20 protein-coding genes and 1 pseudogene are annotated in these 16,708 nt (G+C 66.4%); 13 read left to right on the plus strand and 8 right to left on the minus strand.

Going from position 1 to position 16,708, the window contains the following annotated elements; all coding sequences use genetic code 11:
* Position 1: 1 nt before the first annotated feature.
* From hisH to EOD43_RS01340, 7 genes are all read left to right on the plus strand, one after another.
* Positions 2-613: an imidazole glycerol phosphate synthase subunit HisH gene (hisH, locus tag EOD43_RS01310; protein ID WP_127740346.1), complete on the plus strand. Its 612-nt coding sequence runs from the start codon at positions 2-4 to the stop codon at positions 611-613.
* On the plus strand, positions 614-1,345 hold the full coding sequence (gene hisA, locus EOD43_RS01315; RefSeq protein ID WP_127740348.1) for a 1-(5-phosphoribosyl)-5-[(5-phosphoribosylamino)methylideneamino]imidazole-4-carboxamide isomerase: 732 nt from the start codon (positions 614-616) through the stop codon (positions 1,343-1,345).
* Positions 1,342-2,103, plus strand: a complete 762-nt coding sequence (gene hisF / locus EOD43_RS01320; protein ID WP_127740350.1) for an imidazole glycerol phosphate synthase subunit HisF — start codon at positions 1,342-1,344, stop codon at positions 2,101-2,103. The genes hisA and hisF overlap by 4 nt, the downstream gene beginning before the upstream one ends.
* A gap of 129 nt (positions 2,104-2,232) precedes the next feature.
* Positions 2,233-2,445, plus strand: coding sequence for a hypothetical protein (locus tag EOD43_RS01325; protein WP_127740352.1), 213 nt, complete (start codon positions 2,233-2,235; stop codon positions 2,443-2,445).
* A 42-nt stretch (positions 2,446-2,487) separates the two neighbouring features.
* Positions 2,488-2,808: a phosphoribosyl-ATP diphosphatase gene (locus EOD43_RS01330; RefSeq protein WP_127740354.1), complete on the plus strand. Its 321-nt coding sequence runs from the start codon at positions 2,488-2,490 to the stop codon at positions 2,806-2,808.
* Between the two features lie 10 nt (positions 2,809-2,818).
* The gene (locus EOD43_RS01335; RefSeq protein ID WP_127740356.1) at positions 2,819-3,199 is read left to right on the plus strand and encodes a histidine triad nucleotide-binding protein; all 381 of its coding nucleotides are present in this window, start codon (positions 2,819-2,821) and stop codon (positions 3,197-3,199) included.
* A 113-nt stretch (positions 3,200-3,312) separates the two neighbouring features.
* Entirely contained in the window at positions 3,313-4,851 is a 1,539-nt protein-coding gene (locus EOD43_RS01340) for an amino acid permease (protein ID WP_127740358.1), read from the plus strand.
* Between the two features lie 21 nt (positions 4,852-4,872).
* On the opposite strand, the gene EOD43_RS01345 is transcribed toward EOD43_RS01340, so the two are convergent.
* Positions 4,873-5,874: an adenosine kinase gene (locus tag EOD43_RS01345; protein ID WP_127740360.1), complete on the minus strand. Its 1,002-nt coding sequence runs from the start codon at positions 5,872-5,874 to the stop codon at positions 4,873-4,875.
* A gap of 92 nt (positions 5,875-5,966) precedes the next feature.
* Between EOD43_RS01345 and EOD43_RS01350 the strand changes: the two genes are divergently transcribed.
* On the plus strand, positions 5,967-6,332 hold the full coding sequence (locus tag EOD43_RS01350; protein WP_127740362.1) for a hypothetical protein: 366 nt from the start codon (positions 5,967-5,969) through the stop codon (positions 6,330-6,332).
* Here EOD43_RS01350 and EOD43_RS01355 read toward each other — a convergent pair.
* Positions 6,329-6,958, minus strand: coding sequence for an ankyrin repeat domain-containing protein (locus tag EOD43_RS01355; RefSeq protein ID WP_127740364.1), 630 nt, complete (start codon positions 6,956-6,958; stop codon positions 6,329-6,331). The two genes, EOD43_RS01350 and EOD43_RS01355, sit on opposite strands and share 4 nt — an antisense overlap.
* A 70-nt stretch (positions 6,959-7,028) precedes the next feature.
* On the opposite strand from EOD43_RS01355, the gene EOD43_RS01360 reads away from it, so the two are divergent.
* From EOD43_RS01360 to EOD43_RS01370, 3 genes are read left to right on the plus strand one after another with little or no spacing between them, the layout of a single operon-like run.
* Complete coding sequence (locus EOD43_RS01360; protein ID WP_240653037.1) at positions 7,029-7,637, plus strand: SCO family protein; 609 nt, start codon at positions 7,029-7,031, stop codon at positions 7,635-7,637.
* Positions 7,638-7,678: 41 nt separating this feature from the next.
* Positions 7,679-8,077: a YcgN family cysteine cluster protein gene (locus EOD43_RS01365; protein ID WP_240653215.1), complete on the plus strand. Its 399-nt coding sequence runs from the start codon at positions 7,679-7,681 to the stop codon at positions 8,075-8,077.
* Entirely contained in the window at positions 8,067-8,768 is a 702-nt protein-coding gene (locus EOD43_RS01370) for a M48 family metallopeptidase (protein ID WP_240653038.1), read from the plus strand. The genes EOD43_RS01365 and EOD43_RS01370 overlap by 11 nt, the downstream gene beginning before the upstream one ends.
* Here the strand turns inward: EOD43_RS01370 and EOD43_RS01375 are convergent.
* The 4 genes from EOD43_RS01375 to EOD43_RS01390 all read right to left on the minus strand — a co-directional run bounded on the left by EOD43_RS01375 (position 8,744) and on the right by EOD43_RS01390 (position 12,774).
* On the minus strand, positions 8,744-10,795 hold the full coding sequence (locus EOD43_RS01375; RefSeq protein WP_127740370.1) for a transglycosylase domain-containing protein: 2,052 nt from the start codon (positions 10,793-10,795) through the stop codon (positions 8,744-8,746). The genes EOD43_RS01370 and EOD43_RS01375 overlap by 25 nt on opposite strands.
* A 145-nt stretch (positions 10,796-10,940) precedes the next feature.
* Entirely contained in the window at positions 10,941-11,339 is a 399-nt protein-coding gene (gene msrB / locus EOD43_RS01380) for a peptide-methionine (R)-S-oxide reductase MsrB (protein ID WP_127740372.1), read from the minus strand.
* A gap of 299 nt (positions 11,340-11,638) precedes the next feature.
* Positions 11,639-12,511: an aldose 1-epimerase family protein gene (locus EOD43_RS01385; protein ID WP_127740374.1), complete on the minus strand. Its 873-nt coding sequence runs from the start codon at positions 12,509-12,511 to the stop codon at positions 11,639-11,641.
* Positions 12,508-12,774 carry a DUF3297 family protein gene (locus EOD43_RS01390; protein ID WP_127740376.1) on the minus strand — a complete coding sequence of 89 codons (267 nt, stop codon included), beginning with the start codon at positions 12,772-12,774 and terminating at the stop codon, positions 12,508-12,510. Before EOD43_RS01390 ends, EOD43_RS01385 begins: the two co-directional genes overlap by 4 nt.
* A 149-nt stretch (positions 12,775-12,923) precedes the next feature.
* Between EOD43_RS01390 and EOD43_RS01395 the strand changes: the two genes are divergently transcribed.
* Positions 12,924-13,223, plus strand: coding sequence for a hypothetical protein (locus EOD43_RS01395; protein ID WP_127740378.1), 300 nt, complete (start codon positions 12,924-12,926; stop codon positions 13,221-13,223).
* 51 nt (positions 13,224-13,274) lie between these two features.
* On the opposite strand, the gene dapD is transcribed toward EOD43_RS01395, so the two are convergent.
* Entirely contained in the window at positions 13,275-14,096 is an 822-nt protein-coding gene (gene dapD, locus EOD43_RS01400) for a 2,3,4,5-tetrahydropyridine-2,6-dicarboxylate N-succinyltransferase (protein WP_127740380.1), read from the minus strand.
* Entirely contained in the window at positions 14,093-14,764 is a 672-nt protein-coding gene (locus tag EOD43_RS01405; RefSeq protein ID WP_127740382.1) for a pyrimidine 5'-nucleotidase, read from the minus strand. Before EOD43_RS01405 ends, dapD begins: the two co-directional genes overlap by 4 nt.
* A 167-nt stretch (positions 14,765-14,931) precedes the next feature.
* Here EOD43_RS01405 and EOD43_RS23930 point away from each other — a divergent pair.
* A pseudogene (locus EOD43_RS23930) lies at positions 14,932-15,990 on the plus strand (S8 family peptidase); the annotation flags it as partial.
* Positions 15,991-16,708: the final 718 nt, after the last annotated feature.

Genomic DNA, 16,708 nt, shown 5'->3' on the forward strand with positions numbered 1-16,708 from the left:
CGTGACGATCGCGCTGATCGATTATGGCGCGGGCAATTTGCGGTCGGTGGAGAATGCGTTGCGGGCGGCGGGGGGCGATCCCACCGTCACCGCCGACGCCGATCTGGTCCGCACCGCCGATCGCATCATCCTGCCCGGCGTCGGCGCCTTCGCCGCGTGCATGGGGGGACTCGAGGCAATCCCAGGCATGGTCGAGGCGCTGCGCGAGGCGGTGCTGACGCGTGGCGCGCCGTTCCTGGGCGTGTGCGTGGGAATGCAGCTGCTGGCGGACGCAGGCCACGAATATGGATCGACCCCTGGTCTGGGCTGGATCGGCGGCGACGTGCGGCTGATCGAGCCGACCGAGCCCGCGATCAAGGTGCCGCATATGGGCTGGAACGACGTGGTGCCGGCCGAGGCACATCCGCTGATCGTCCCCGGCGAGGCCTATTTCCTCCACAGCTACGCCTATGACGTGGCCGATCCCGCACACGCCCTCGCGACCACGACGCATGGCGCGACGCTGACCGCCGCAGTCGGCCGCGACAATATCGTTGGCGCGCAGTTCCACCCGGAAAAGAGCCAGGCTTATGGTCTGGCTTTCCTTGCCCGCTTCCTTGCCTGGAAACCCTGAATGAGCATCACCGTCTTTCCCGCGATCGACCTCAAGGGCGGGCAGGTCGTGCGCCTGGCCGAAGGCGATATGGCGCGCGCGACCGTCTATGGCGACGATCCCGCCGATCAGGCGCGCAAGTTCGCCGAAGCGGGGGCCGACTGGCTCCATGTCGTCGATCTCGACGGCGCGTTCGCCGGCCGCGCGGTGAATGCCGAGGCGGTGGAAGCGATCCTCGATGCCTTTCCGGGCAAGGTCGAGCTGGGCGGCGGCATTCGTGACCGCGCCGCGATCGATCGCTGGCTCGATCTGGGGGTCGAGCGGGTGATCATCGGCACCGCCGCGCTCGAGAATCCCGATCTGGTGAAGGAGGCCGCGCGCGCGCTGCCGGGCAAGATCGTCGTCGGCGTCGATGCGCGCGACGGTTTCGTCGCGACGCATGGCTGGGCCGACGTCTCGACCGTCAGCATCTACGACCTTGCCGATCGCTTCGCCGACGCGGGGGTCGCGTCGCTGTTGTTCACCGATGTCGGTCGCGACGGGCTGCTGAAGGGCTGCAATGTCGAGGCGACCGTTGCGCTTGCGCGCCATGCATCGATCCCGGTGATCGCGAGCGGCGGGGTCGCATCGATCGCCGATATCGAGGCGCTGACACCACACGCGATCGACGGGATCGAAGGCGTCATCACCGGCCGCGCGCTCTATGACGGGCGGCTCGATCTGGCCGAGGCGATCCGGGTAGCGAAGGGATGACCGTCCGCGTCCGCATCATTCCCTGCCTCGATGTCGCGGGCGGCCGCGTGGTGAAGGGGGTCAACTTCGTAGATCTGGCCGATGCGGGCGATCCGGTCGAACAGGCGAAGGTCTATGATGCGGCGCAGGCCGACGAACTCTGCTTCCTCGACATCACCGCCAGCCATGAGGGGCGCGGCACGATCATCGACGTGGTCGCGCGCACGGCGGCGGTCTGTTTCATGCCACTGACTGTGGGCGGGGGCGTGCGCACCGTCGACGATGCGCGCGCGCTGCTGTTGGCGGGCGCGGACAAGGTCGCGGTCAATTCGGCGGCGGTCGCCCGGCCCGAACTGTGTGCGGAGATGGCCGAGCGGTTCGGCGCGCAATGCGTGGTCGGCGCGGTCGATGCGCGCAATGTCGGCCCCGGCCGCTGGGAAATCTACACGCATGGCGGGCGCAAGCCGACCGGCATCGATGCCGTGGAACATGCGAAACGCCTCGCCTCGCTGGGCGCGGGCGAAATCCTGCTGACCTCGATGGACCGCGACGGCACGCGCGACGGATATGACCTCGCGCTGACCCGCGCGATCGCCGATGCGGTCGACGTGCCGGTGATCGCGAGCGGCGGCGTCGGCAATCTCGACCATCTGGTCGCGGGCGTCACCGAAGGCCATGCAAGCGCAGTCCTGGCCGCCTCGATCTTCCATTTCGGCAAGCATAGCGTGGCCGAGGCGCGCAATGCTTTGCGGCAGGCGGGGCTGCCCGTCCGCAGCTGATCCGCAGCCAAGCTGTCGGAATATCTTACATGGTTAATATTGGGCTTTCGAAACAAGCCCGCAAATCCGCCCTTTTTCCGCTCTGGCATGACGCTTGCGTTAACATCTGCAAGGCGTGTTGGGGGGAAGATGATGGTTCTCGAAAAGATCACGGCGCGACTGGCGTTGATCGCTTATGTAAACGCGCTGGCGACCCCCGCCTGGGCCGCACTGGCCAATCCGAAGAACTCGTTCGCCGACATGCTGGCCGAGCCGAGCGCGATCGTGATGCTGATGATCGGCACCGCCGGCCTGATCATCGGCCGCTTCGCGATCGCCAGCCGCCGCAAGGGCAACAAGTAAGTCGCGATTGACCGAAACGGCGCCATGCGCTTTGGGGAGCGCATGACCGCGACCCTCGACCGGCTCGAATCGACCATCGCCGCCCGCCGCGGCGCCGACCCCGAATCCTCCTATGTCGCAAAGCTCAACGCGCGCGGCATGCCCAAGATCGCGCAGAAGCTGGGCGAAGAAGCCGTCGAGACGGTGATCGCCGCGATGCGCGGCGACAAGGCCGAACTGACCGGCGAGGCCGCCGACCTGCTGTTCCACCTGATGGTGCTGCTCGGCGCATCGGGCGTGCCGATCGCCGACGTGATGGCCGAACTCGATCGCCGCGAAGGCGTATCCGGCATCGCTGAAAAGAACAGCCGCCCCAAGGATTGAAGGAGCCGCCATGCCGATCGACGCCACCCAGCCCTATGACGACGGCAATGTCTTCGCGAAGATCCTGCGTGGCGAACTGCCGTGCAAGAAGGTCTATGAGGACGATTTCTCGCTCGCCTTTCACGATATCCGCCCGCAGGCGCCCGTTCACATCCTGGTGATCCCCAAGGGGCCGTATGTTTCGTGGGACGATTTCAGCGCGAAGGGCAGCGAGGCGGAGATTGCCGGATTCGTTCGCGCGGTGGGCCATGTCGCGCGCGAGGCGGGGCTGGTGGAGCCCGGCTATCGCCTGCTCGCCAATATCGGCGGGCACGGCCATCAGGAGGTGCCGCACCTGCACGTCCACATCTTCGGCGGGCGCCAGTTCACGATGATGATACCCGACGCCTGAACGACTCGGCCTTTCGTGACACCGCGCGCTATTGCGCGTCACGAAAAGACGGCTAGGCTCCCCACCCCATGACCGTCGGCGCTTAGGGACGCCGGCGACCGGGGATACTCCGTATGATTTTCGGGCGCGTAAAGCCTCTCGACGCCATTCTTGAAACCGCAGCGAAGAAATCGCTCCATCGCTCTCTCGGCGCCTTCCAGCTGACGATGCTGGGCATCGGCGCCGTCATCGGCACCGGCATCTTCGTGCTGACCGCCGAAGCCGCACAGAAGGCCGGCCCCGGCATGATGGTATCGTTCATCATCGCCGGCGTGGTCTGCGCCTTCGCCGCGCTCTGCTACGCCGAAATGGCGTCGATGGTGCCGGTGTCCGGTTCCGCCTACACCTACAGCTATGCCGTGATGGGCGAACTGATCGCCTGGCTGGTCGGCTGGGCGCTGATCCTCGAATATGCGGTGGCCGCGGGCGCCGTTTCGGTCGGCTGGTCGGGCTATGTGGTCGGCCTGATCCAGCACAGCTTCGGTATCCATATACCTGACTCGCTGGTGCTGGGGCCGTTCGACGGCGGGCTGATCAACCTGCCCGCAATGGCGATCGCCTCGCTCGTCACCTGGCTGCTGGTGATCGGCACCAAGGAGAGCGCGACCGTCAACGCCGTGCTGGTCGCGATCAAGGTGACCGCGCTGACCCTGTTCATCGTACTGGCCGTGCCGGTGATGAACACGCCGCAATTCTCGCCCTTCGCGCCGACCGGCTTCGTCGGCATTTCGATGGCGGCGGCGTCGATCTTCTTCGCTTATGTCGGCTTCGACGCGGTTTCGACCGCGGCCGAGGAAACCAAGAATCCGCAGCGCAACATGCCGATCGGCCTGATCGGCTCGCTCGCCATTTGCACGATCTTCTACATGCTGGTCGCCGCCGGCGTGATCGGCGCGCCAGGGCTGAGCACCCAGCCGGTAGTCGATGCCGCCGGCGCGGTGCTGGAACCCGGCAGCCGCGAACTGGCGCAGCAATGTGCCGCGCGTGCGGCCGAAGGCTTCAAGGACGTCGTCTGTTCGAAGGAGGCGCTGGCCTTCACGCTGCGTGAAATCGGCTGGCCGCAGATCGGCAACCTGCTCGGCCTCGCCGCCGGTCTGGCGCTGCCTTCGGTCATCCTGATGATGATGTTCGGCCAGACCCGCATCTTCTTCGTGATGAGCCGCGACGGCCTGCTGCCGCGTGCCTTCTCGAAGATTCACCCGACCTTCCACACGCCGCACGTCATCACGATCATCACCGGCGTGTTTGTGGTGCTGTTCTCGGCCTTCTTCCCGGTCGGGCAGCTGGCCAACATCTCCAACTCCGGCACATTGTTCGCCTTCGCGGCGGTGTCGATCGCGGTGATGGTGCTGCGCCGGACCGATCCGGGCCGCCATCGCCCGTTCCGCACGCCGCTGGTGAACATCACCGCGCCGATCTCGATCCTGGGCTGCGTCTATCTGTTCGTCAGCCTCGATCATAAGAGCATCATTCTCTTCGTGATCTGGGCGGTGATCGGCCTGGGCGTCTATTTCGGCTACAGCCGTTCGCGCAGCCATGTCGGCCGCGGCGTGATCGAGACGCACGAAGACGATGCCGGCATCCCGCCGCCGCCGGTTCCGCCGGTGAACTGATAATCGCGCGAGCGGGTGGGGTTAGCGCCCCATCCGCTCCGCGATCAAAGCGGCGACGTCCTCGCCCTCACGGAAGCGGGGGCCGATGCGAGTGATGACTTCCCCCGCGACGATCGATCCCATCCGCAGAGCGACGGGCAACGTCTCGCCCCGGATCAGCCCGGCGAACACGCCCGCCGCAAAGGCATCGCCTGCCCCCGTCGTGTCGACCACCGGCCCGGCGGGCTCGGCGGGAACATCGACCCGCTCGCCCCCCGTCATGCCGACGGCGCCATCCGGCCCGCAGGTGACGATCAGCAGCGGCACTTGGCGCCCCAGATGCGCCAGCGCCGCATCGAAATCGGCGATGCCGGTGATCGCACGCAATTCGCCGTCATTGGCGAAGAGGATGTCGATCAGCCCATCGGCGATAAGCTCGCGGAATTCGTCGCCATGCTGCGAAATGCAGAATTCGGACGAGAGGGTGAAGGCCACCTTGCGCCCCGCTTCGCGCGCCACCCCGATCGCCTCGATCGCGCGGGCGCGGGGCTGTTCTGTGCGGAACATATAGCCTTCGACGTAGAGGATCCCGCTGTTCGCGATCAGCGCCGCATCGAGCGATTCGGGCGGCAGATATTCGGACGCGCCGATCGCGGTGTTCATCGTCCGGTGGCCATCCGGATGGACGATGATCAGGCAGCGGCCCGTCGGCACGTCGGGCAAGGGGGCAACGTCGAAGCCGATATGATGGCGATGCAGATCGTCCGCGAACAGCTTGCCCAGCCGATCGTCGCCGACCTGGCCGACGAAGGCGCAGCGCGCACCGGCCCCGGCAAGGGCGGCAAGCGTGTTGGCGGCGGAACCTCCGCTCACCTCCTCGCAAATCCCCATCTCGCGGTGGAGGACGACGGCACGCTGCGGCGCGATCGGCGCCATCAGCCCCTTGGTGATGCCGCGCACGACGACGAATTCGTCTTCCTGGTGGCTGAGCACGTCGACCAGCGCATTGCCGATCGCGACGATATCGAACTGGGGCGCGGTCATGTTCGTGCCGCTAGCCGATTTGCGGCGCGCGGGCAAAGCGGCCCGGCGCATCTCTGCTTGCGAACCGTGCCGGAAAAATGCTGTCAGGCGGCATGAAGCGTTCGATCCCCCTGCTCGTCCTCAGCCTGATGCTTACCGCCTGTGGCGGAACCGGTGTTCCGGTGGTCAGCGCCCCGCCGCCACCCGTGCGCGTCGACATGGGGCTGGATCGCGTGATGGGGCACGATGCCCGCGCGCTGATCGCCCTGTTTGGCAATCCAGATCAGGACATGCGCGAACCGCCCGCGCGCAAGCTGCAATATGCTAGCACGGTGTGCGTGCTGGACGCCTATCTCTATCCGCCAGCAGCGGGCCGCGAGCCGGTCGTCACCCACATCGATGCGCGATCGCCCGCCGGCGACGATATCGACCGCGCCTCGTGCATTGCCGCCCTCAGCCGGCGGAAGGCTGCGCGCTAGAGGCCAGGGCCGGCGATCTTCGGCTTGGGCTTCGCAGCGGCAGGCGCTTCCTGCAGCACCTTGAGGACGGCGGCCGCGCGCGGATCGCTGGTCGCATAATCGAGCGCGGACTTGCCCGAAATGCGATCGCCCTTCTTCGGATCGGCGCCGGCGGTGAGCAGGATGCGCACCATCGGCACGTTGCGCGCCTGCGTCGCGACGATCAGCGGGGTTTCGCCATTGCCGTTGGCCAGATCGACCTGCGCGCCGCGTTCGATCAGCAGGTTCGCGCCTTCGATGAAGCCGACGCGGGTGGCGGCCATCAGCGGGGTTTCACCCTGCTGGTCCTTCACGTTCGGGTTCGCGCCCTTGGCGAGCATGAAGGTGGTCCACGTCATGTCGCGACGCTTCACCGTGATGTGGAGCGCGGATTCGCCCGTCGAATAATCGCGCGTGTTGATGATGCCGTTCGCGCTCTTGTCGAGCGCCTTGGTCACTTCGGTGCCGTCGGCGTCGCGCACGCCCTTCAGGAAATTATAACTGTCGGAAAACTGCGCCATCGCCGGGCCGGTTGCCATCAGCGTGGCCGCCGCGACGATCGCCGCCTTGCCGATCACCCGCGCCGCCTTCGATGTCGCATATTTCATCTGACTGTCTGGTCCCTGAGGCTCGTCGCTCTTGAAAGGGGGCGCATAGCAAAGCATGGCTGGCGCCGCCATGAACAAACCGTATCGCAACCGTTTCGCCCTCATCGCCATTGCCGCAGCGCTCGCCCTGGGCGGCCCGATCGGGTGCAGCGGCGGCAGCGAGACGCCCCCGCTGGCGGGCGCGCGAATCGGCGGCCCCTTCACGCTGACCGATCAGGACGGCAAGCGCGTGAGCGACACGGCCTTCGCCGGCAAATATCGGCTGGTCTATTTCGGCTACACCTTCTGCCCCGACATCTGCCCCACCGATCTGCAGAAGATGGGGCAGGGGATGCGCGCGCTGGAAAAGGAGGATGCCGCCGCCGCCGCGAAGATCCAGCCGATCTTCATCAGCATCGATCCCGCGCGCGATACGCCGGCCGTCCTCAAGGCCTATGTTCCCGCCTTCCACCCCCGCCTGATCGGGCTGACCGGCACGCAGGCCGAGATCGACGCGGTGGCGAAGGAGTTCGCCGTCTTCCACGCCAAGGTGCCTACCAAGGATGGCAGCGACAATTATCTGATGAACCATTCGACCCAGATGGTGCTGTTCGATCCTACCGGCGCGCCGCTGGCGCTGATCCCGCAGGACAAGTCGCCCGAAGAAATGGCGGCGGAGATGAAACGCTGGGTGAAGTGACCGACCAGAAGCCCTTTTGGGAGACCAAGAGGCTCGACGAGATGAGCCGGGCCGAATGGGAATCCCTGTGCGACGGGTGCGGCAAATGCTGCCTGCACAAGCTGGAGGATGAGGAGACCGGCGAGCTGATGGCGACCAACGTCGCCTGCAAATTGCTCGATCGGCGCAGCGGCCAGTGCAGCAATTACAAGCATCGCCACGCCTTCGTCCCCGAATGCGTGCGCCTGACCCCGCGCAAGCTGCGCGAGATCGACTGGCTGCCCTCCACCTGCGCCTATCGCCTGATCGACGAGGGCAAGCCGCTGGCCGACTGGCATTATCTGGTGTGCGGCGATCGCGAGGCGGTTCACACCGCGAAGGTGTCGGTGCGCGGCTGGACGGTGTCCGAAAGCGATGTGGGCGACGATCTCGAATATCACCTCATCGATCGTGAGCTCTGATCTTATTTTCCACGGCGGCGGGCGGACGCGGACGTTGCAGATCCTGCGATCCCCGCTGGCGCGGCGGATGCGGCTGTCGGTCGATCCGCGCGACGGGGGCGTGCGGCTGGTGCTACCCAAGCGCGGATCGATGCGCGAGGCGCTGCGCTGGGCCGAGGCGAAGCGCGACTGGATCGAGCATCAGCTGGGCGCGCTGCCGCCGACACGGGCACTGACCGACGGAACGGTGATCGAGGTCGCGGGCGAGCCGCTGACCGTCACACTGGTAAGCGGGCGCGGCGTGAAGCGCGACGGCGATCGGCTGCTCGTCGCGGGGCCGCAGGACATGCTGGCGACCCGGCTGGTCCGCTGGCTCAAGAAAGAGGCGCTGGCGCGGCTACAAGCCGAGACCGACCGATTCGCCGCGCTGGCGGGCATTACCGTCACCGGAGTCGCGGTGGGCGATCCGCGATCGCGCTGGGGCAGTTGTTCGGCGCGCGGCGACATACGCTATAGCTGGCGGCTGATCCTCGCGCCTTACGAAGTGCTGGAGGCGACGGCGGCGCATGAGGTGGCGCACCGGCTGCACATGGATCACAGCCCCGCCTTCCACGCCGCCGTGAAACGCCTGCTGGGCCGCGATCCTTCACCCGAGCGCTCGTGGCTGCGCGCCAACGGCGCCTCGCTTCACTGGTTGGGGCGCGATCCCTGACGCTGGGCGGGGCGTTCGCCCCCGCGCCCGACGATGCCGTCGAGAAACTGACCGTCAAGTTCGGTGCGCGGCTGGCGCGCCTGCGGTGGCGGGGCCGCTGACGGCTGCGGTGCGGCGGGCGCCGGCTGATCGTCGGGCACGCCCGCGGCGTCGAGCGCCTGATCCATCACCGAATCGGGGCTTTGCGTCATCCCTTCATCGGGTTCGCCGAAATAGGCTTCCTCGTCGGGCTCGAGCTGCCATTCGGGCAATGTCACCTGCGTTTCGAACTGTTCGACCGGGCGCTTGGCGACGGCGACGCGCATGAAATCGGCGAACGCGCGCGCGGGCGCGCGGCCGCCCTGCAGGCCGGGAATCGGCTTGGCATCGTCGCGGCCCATCCACACGCCGGTGGTGATCCCGCTGGAGAAACCGAGGAACCAGCCGTCCTTGTTCGACGATGTCGTGCCTGTCTTGCCCGCGACCGGACGGCCGATCTGCGCGGCGCGCGCCGTGCCGGTGTTGACCGCGGTCTGGAGCAGATCGGTCACTTCCGCCGCGACCCAGGGGGCGACGAGGACGCGATTGTCGTCGGATTTATGCTCGTACAGCATGTCGCCCTTGGCGGTCGTCACCTTGACGATGCCATAGGGCGTGACGGCCACGCCCTTGCGCGCGACGGCGGCGAAGGCGCGGGTCATGTCGATCAGGCGGACGTCGGACGTGCCCAGCACCATCGAGGGGTGCGTGTTGATCTCGGTCCCCACACCGAAGCGGTGCGCCATGTCCGCAATCGCGGAGAAGCCGACTTCGGACCCCAGCTTGGCCGCGACCGTGTTGATCGAGAAGGCGAAGGCGGTGCGGATGTCGATTGGCCCGGCATATTCGCGGTTCGAGTTGCGCGGGCTCCAGCCGTCGATCGTCACCGGTTCGTCGACCACCGGCGTATCGGGCTTCATCCCGGCTTCCATCGCGGTCAGATAGACGAACAGCTTGAACGCAGACCCCGGCTGGCGCTGCGCCGCCGTGGCGCGGTTGTAGATCGACGAGACATAGTCGCGCCCGCCAACCATTGCACGCACCGCACCGTCGCGATCGAGCGCGATCAGCGCGCCCTGTGCGCCTTCGGGCGTATCGGCACGGATCGCCTTGTCGGCCGCGACCTGCATCGCCGGATCGATCGTGGTCCACACGTCGATCGGCTGGGTGCGTTCGTCGACCAGATCATCGAGCTGCGCGAGCGCCCAGTCGGTGAAATAGCGGACCGCATTCTGATCGGTCTCGGGCGCAAGGCGAACCTTTTCGGGATCGGCGGACTCGGCCTCAGACGCGGTGATCGCGCCGGCATCCTGCATAACCTCCAGCACCACCTTGGCGCGGCCGACGGCGGCGTCGCGATCGGCGGTGGGCGAGTAATTGGACGGCGCCTTGACGAGGCCTGCGACGATCGCCGCCTCGCCCATGCTCATCTTGCTGCCCGGATGGCCGAAGAATTTGCGGCTCGCGGCATCGACGCCATAAGCGCCGCCACCGAAATAGACCCGGTTCAGATAGAGTTCGAGGATCTGCGCCTTGGAGAATTTGCGCTCCATCGCGAGCGCCAGCACCACCTCACGCAGCTTGCGGCCGGCGCTATAGGCGTTGGTGAGGAACAGGTTGCGGGCCAGCTGCTGGGTGATCGTCGATGCGCCCTGCAGGCGGCGGCCTTCGTCATGCAGCCGCTTGGCGACCCAAATGGTGCGCGCAATGCCGACCGGATCGATGCCGGGGTGCATGTAGAAGCGGCGATCCTCGACCGCGACGATCGCGGTCTTCATCGATTCGGGGATCTGATCGCCGGTCAGCCAGTCGCCATAGCTCGGCCCGAGCGAGACGATCACCGAACCATCGGCGGCGCGGACGCGGACCATCTGGCCGTTGGGGCTCGACTTCAGCTCGTCGAAGCCCGGCAGCGACGCCATCGCGATCAGAACCGCGATCACGAGCGCACCCAGCCCCGCGAGCATCAGCAGCAGCAAATATTTGGCGGCGGTCTTCAGCCAGCCCATGAAGGAACCCGATCGGCCAAGGAAATGACACCAGATGTCACCGAACGCGCCCCTATCGCCTTAACCCCCGCGCCACAAGCATCGTCGCGCCGAACCGTATCGCTAGACTAAGACAGCTTGCGGCCGGGTGAACGGCCGTTTTCGGTCATTCGGCCTTCTTGAAGTCGATCGACGCCGAATTGATGCAGTAGCGCAGGCCACCCCGATCGCGCGGGCCATCGGGGAAGACATGGCCCAGATGCCCCTCGCAATTCGCGCAGCGGACCTCGGTGCGGATCATGCCGTGGCTGACGTCGCGATGTTCGGTGACGTTTTCGCCCACCGAAGGTTCGACGAAGCTCGGCCAGCCGCAGCCCGAATCATATTTGCCGTCGCTTTCGAACAGGGGGGCGCCACAACCCGCGCAGACATAGTCGCCGCTGTCATGGTTATTCCAATATTCGCCAGTGAAGGCGCGCTCCGTCCCCGCTTCGCGCAGCACATGATATTGCATCGGCGACAGGCGCTCGCGCCATTCGGCCTCGGTGAGCTTGGGCTTTTCCATGCCCGGAATGTGGGTCTGGCGCCTTCCCCCGTCAAGCGGCGGAAAAATCGTGGTTTCCAGCGATTAACCAGTTCCAGTCGCGAATTTTTGTCGAATCGGCGGGCATTGTGATCCTCGTCACTTCGGGCGCGGGGATGCCGCCTTAGATGACGAGTAAGTTGCACGGCGTAGAGTGCAGTTGCGTAAGCGTTGTATCCCGTATTCGGTTTGCGCCGCCCCGTTGCGTAACGGCGACGCACCCGATCGGAACTTGGTAGCGGCCCGACGTCTCGACCCTGGAGACGCCGGGCCGATCCATTTCAGGGCAATAGCTCGATCGTCATGGTGAAGCGCCGTTCGCCGCCGCCGTCGATGATCGCCATCCCCGGCTTTTCGAAGATATCGCCGTCGAACCCTGCTGGATCGGACAATCCGTGCCACGGCTCGATGCAGAGATAGCCGGCGCCCGGCTTCTGCCAGAAGGCGATCTGGGGCATGCCCGGATAGCCGACCGCGACCCGGCCACCGTCCGGCGCGCCATAGATGAGTCGGTCGGATGCGGGCCGATCGAGGATCAGCGCATCCGCTGCGAACAGCGAATCGGACAGCGCGAGACTGTTGCCATCGACCGGTGAAGGCCGCGGCGCGGGATCGACCAGGCCATCGGCATCGAGCCGGCGGACCGGCGCCGATTCGGGTTTGTCGAACAGGATTTCGTGCGCATCGCGCGGTGCGCCACCGGGCAACGGCCACAGTAGGGCAGGGTGATAGCCGAACGAAGCGGGCATCGGATCGGCCGATGGGTTTCGGACGCTCGCGGTCATCGTCAGCGTCGAGCCGGCGACCGCATAATCCATGTCGAGCTGGAAGGCGAAGGGCCACACGGCCAGCGTCGCCGCATCCGATTCGAGTCGGAAGGTGACGCGATCGGCCGCATGATCGACCAGTGCGAAGGTCGATCGGCGCGCAAAGCCGTGGCGGGGCAGATTGTAGCGCGTGCCCTGCCAGCGGAAGGAATCATCGCGCAGCGTGCCGACGATCGGGAAGAGGATCGGCGCGCGACCGGCCCAGACGGCGGGATCGCCGCCCCATTGCCAGTCGCGCCCGTCAGCGTCGGTCAGCCGCACCAGTTCGGCACCCAGCGGCGCAATCTCCGCCGCTATGCCGTCCGATGCGATCCGAACTGCGGTCATTCGGCGTCGGTCGCCTCAGGTGCGGCGTCGTCGCGGAAATAGGGTTCGACTGGACCGTTGAGCTTGATCGTCAGCGGATTGCCCTTGCGATCGCGGGTGTTGCCGACGGCGACGCGGATCCAGCCTTCGGACACGCAATATTCCTCGACATTGGTTTTCTCGACGCCCTTGAAGCGGATGCCGACGCCGCGTTCGAGCAGCGCGCCGTCATAATACGGGCTGGCCGGGTTGATCGAGAGGTGGTCGGGGGGCGTGTCGCTCATGGTGTTTGGTCCTGCTTATCCGAATTGCCGCCGCCCTTAATCGCGTTGCAACCGAAAGTCGAAGATGAACCGTAGATTGTGGCGTCCGTCACAGCGCGTTCAGGCGCGAATCGGCATTACATTGGTTAACAGTTCAACGGAGACCGATCATGGCGATCGACGGCAAGCGGACCACCAACCTGTTTTCGGCGCTCGAATGGAAGGTCGTGTCGCTCGCGATGCGCGAGGCGAACGATCGCGGCGAGCCCAAGGGCTGGCTGAGCCGCCTGTTCCAGACGATGACCGGCCTCGCACCCAAGATGCCGCTGGCCGATCCGCGTCTGGAAACTTTGCGCCGTTTCGTCTGCAAGGTCCGCGCCCGCGCCGACATCGCCGACATGACCGCGCGCCTGCAGGAATTCGGTTACAGCGCGCGCCAGGTCGCCGCGCTCGCGCAGATCGCGCGATAAGCTTTCCCCCGCCGTCATCCCCGCCCAACACGGGGATGACGGCATCGGGCCTTAATCCCGCAGCAGTTCGTTGATGCCGGTCTTGCTACGGGTCTGCGCATCGACGCGCTTCACAATCACCGCGCAATAGAGGCCAGGACCGCCATCCTTGCCCGGCAGCGTGCCCGGCACGACCACCGAATAAGACGGCACGCGGCCGACGAAGATCTCGCCCGATGCGCGATCGACGATCTTGGTCGACGCGCCCAGATAGACGCCCATCGACAGCACCGCGCCTTCTTCGACGATGACGCCTTCGGCGACTTCCGAACGCGCGCCGATGAAGCAATTGTCCTCGATCACGACCGGGCCGGCCTGCAGTGGCTCCAGCACGCCGCCGATGCCGACGCCGCCCGACAGATGGACGTTCTTGCCGATCTGCGCGCAGCTGCCGACGGTCGTCCAGGTATCGACCATCGTGCCTTCACCGACATACGCACCCAGATTGACGAAGCTGGGCATCAGCACCGCGCCCTTGGCGATGTGTGCGCCACGGCGGACGATCGAACCGGGAACCGCACGGAAGCCGGCGGCGCGATATTCAGCCTCGCCCCAGCCCGCAAACTTCGACGGCACCTTGTCCCACCAGCTGGCGCCGCCCGGCGCGCCGGGGATCAGTTCCATGTCGTTCAGGCGGAAGGAGAGGAGGACCGCCTTCTTGAGCCACTGATTGACGACCCAGCCGTCCGCGCCTTTTTCGGCGACGCGCATCGTGCCCGCGTCGAGCGCCAGCAGCGCCTCTTCGACCGCATCGCGCACCGCGCCCTTGGTATCGAAACCGATACCGTCACGATCTTCCCACGCCTGCTCGATCGTCGCCTGCAATCCGCTCATTTGATCTTCCCTAAAATCTCGTCGAGCCAGTGGCCGACATCGTTGATCTCGAAATCGATATGGTCGGGTTCATGGCCGTGATCGCCATGATCCGATCCGTTGTTCACCCACACCGTCGTCAGCCCGATCGCCTTGGCGGGCTTCAGGTTGCGCGCCATATCATCGACGAACAATGCGCTCGTCGGATTCACCCGCAGCGCATCGACCATGCTGGCATAGCTCGCGGCGTGGGGTTTCGGCTGATAGGCGCAGGCGTGGATGTCATGGATCGCTTCGAACGTGGTCGACAGGCCCAGCTTGCCCAGCACCCGGCCCGCATAATCGCGATCGCCATTGGTGAAGATCAGCTTGCGGCCGGGCAGTTCGGCGATGCCCTCGATCAACCGGCGATCCTCGGCCAGCGAATCCATTTCGATGTCGTGGACGAAGGCCAGGAACTCGTGCGGATCGATGTCGTGCGTCGTCATCAGCCCCGACAGGGTCGTGCCGTGATCGCGGAACAGGCCCTTCTGGATCCGATGCGCCTCGTCAGGGTCCACGCCCAGCAACCGCTGGATGTAGAGGCCCATGCGCACGTCGATATGGCCGAACAGGTCGGCCGACGCCGGGTAGAGCGTATTGTCCAGATCGAAGATCCAGCAATCGACATGTGAGAGCGCGGGGATCATGCGCTGCGGCGACTAGGCGCTGCTCGTGAAAGCCGCAAGCGATCATGGTGAAGGCGGCGTTAAGCCTATCTTTAAACGATTGCGCGATGATCGCTTCCGATTTCCAGTTCGCGGAGCGTTGTATGCGTAATGAGTTCGGGGTCCGCCTGTGCGCGGCCACCCTGCCCATGATCCTGTTGTCTGCGTGCGGCGGCGGGGGCGGCGGCGTCAGTTCGACACCCGCACCGACCACGAGCACCAGCACCGGATCGACGACGACCGATTCGACGACGCCGTCGACCAACGTCACCACCGCGCCGACGACGAGCACGACGACCAACAGCAGCACGTCGACCACGACGTTGCCGACTCCCGCGACCCAGAAATCGTCGGTCAATTATGACGACGCCGAATATCGCCGTTCCAACGCGGTGACATCGTCCGGCGCGATCACCGCCTATCAGAATGGCGCGACCGGCAAGGGCGTGAAGATCGCCGTCGTCGACAGCGGCCTGACCGACACGCTGGGTCAGTTCAGCGGCCGCATCGACGCGGCGAGCGCGGACATGGTCGGCGGCCGCGGCATCGGCGACGAGGGCGGGCACGGCACCTCGGTCGCCGCCGTCGCCGCGGCAGGGCGCCAGGGCAGCAACATCATGGGCGTCGCGTTCGATGCGACCCTGCTCGTCGCGCGCACCGACGCCGTCGGCAGCTGCACGTCGGACAAGGGCTGCAGCCACCCCGATTCGGCGATCGCCCGCGGCGTCGATCTCGCCCGCACCAACGGCGCGCGCGTCATCAACATTTCGCTGGGCGGCTATGCGGCCAGCAATACGTTGATCAGCGCGGTGCGCCAGGCCGCGCAGGCGGGCATCGTCGTTGTGATCTCGGCCGGCAATGAAGGTGCGGCCGATCCCGACGCCTTCGCGCAGATGGCGGCCGCCAGCGGCATGAACGGCATGGTGATTATCGCCGGTTCGCGCGGCGCCGACGGCACGATCTCCAGCTTTTCGAACAAGGCGGGCAGCTATGGCAGCGTGTATCTGACCGCGTTGGGCGACGCCGTCCGTGCCTTCAACCAGGAAGGCAAGGACTTCTTCTACAGCGGCACATCCTATTCGGCGCCGACGATCGCGGGTGCGGTCGCGGTGCTGGCGCAGGCTTTCCCGACGCTGACCGGCAAGCAGATCGTCGACCTGCTCTACGCCACCGCCACCGATGCGGGCGACAGCGGCGTCGACAGCGTCTTCGGGCGCGGCGTGCTGAACCTCGCCAAGGCTTTCCAGCCGCAGGGCCAGTCGAGCCTGGCGGGCAGCTCTGTCCCCGTCTCGACCACGTCGACCAACGGCGTCACCGCACCCGCGATGGGCGATGCGGCGCAGAGCGGGGCTTCGAACGGCGCGCGCGCAGTAATCCTCGACGGCTATGGCCGCGCTTATGATCTCGATCTCGGCCGCACTCTGGCGGCAAGCCCCGGCGCGCGGCCGCTGGGCAATGCGCTGGTCGGCGGGATGCGTTCGACCGGCCTGTCCTCCGGCCCGATCGCGGTGTCGATCAACGTCGGCGCCGATCGCAATTTCGTGCCGGCCGACGTGCAGGCGCTGGGCCTCGATCCCAATTCGGCCCGCGCGGCGCGGATGCTGTCGGCGCGCGTTCTGGCCCGCGTCGGCGATCGCGCGCAGGCTTTGTTCGGCTTCCGCGAGGGCGCCGCACACCTTTCGGCGATGCTCGACGGGCGCGCCGAGCTGCCCTTCATCGTCGCACGCGATGCGACATCGACCTTCGGCATGGCGAGCGTGCGCGGGCCGTCGCTCGCGCTACGTCGTGACCTCGGCTTTGCCGGCCTGACGCTGGCGGGCGAAAGCGGATCGACCGCGCCGCTGCGCATCGCGCGCAACCGCAACGTCGCGAACTTCACCGCGGCGAGCGCCCGGCTCGATCGCCGCTTCGGCGCGCTGTCGCTGG

This window comes from Sphingomonas crocodyli, from assembly GCF_004005865.1.
In the GTDB taxonomy this organism is placed as follows: domain Bacteria; phylum Pseudomonadota; class Alphaproteobacteria; order Sphingomonadales; family Sphingomonadaceae; genus Rhizorhabdus; species Rhizorhabdus crocodyli.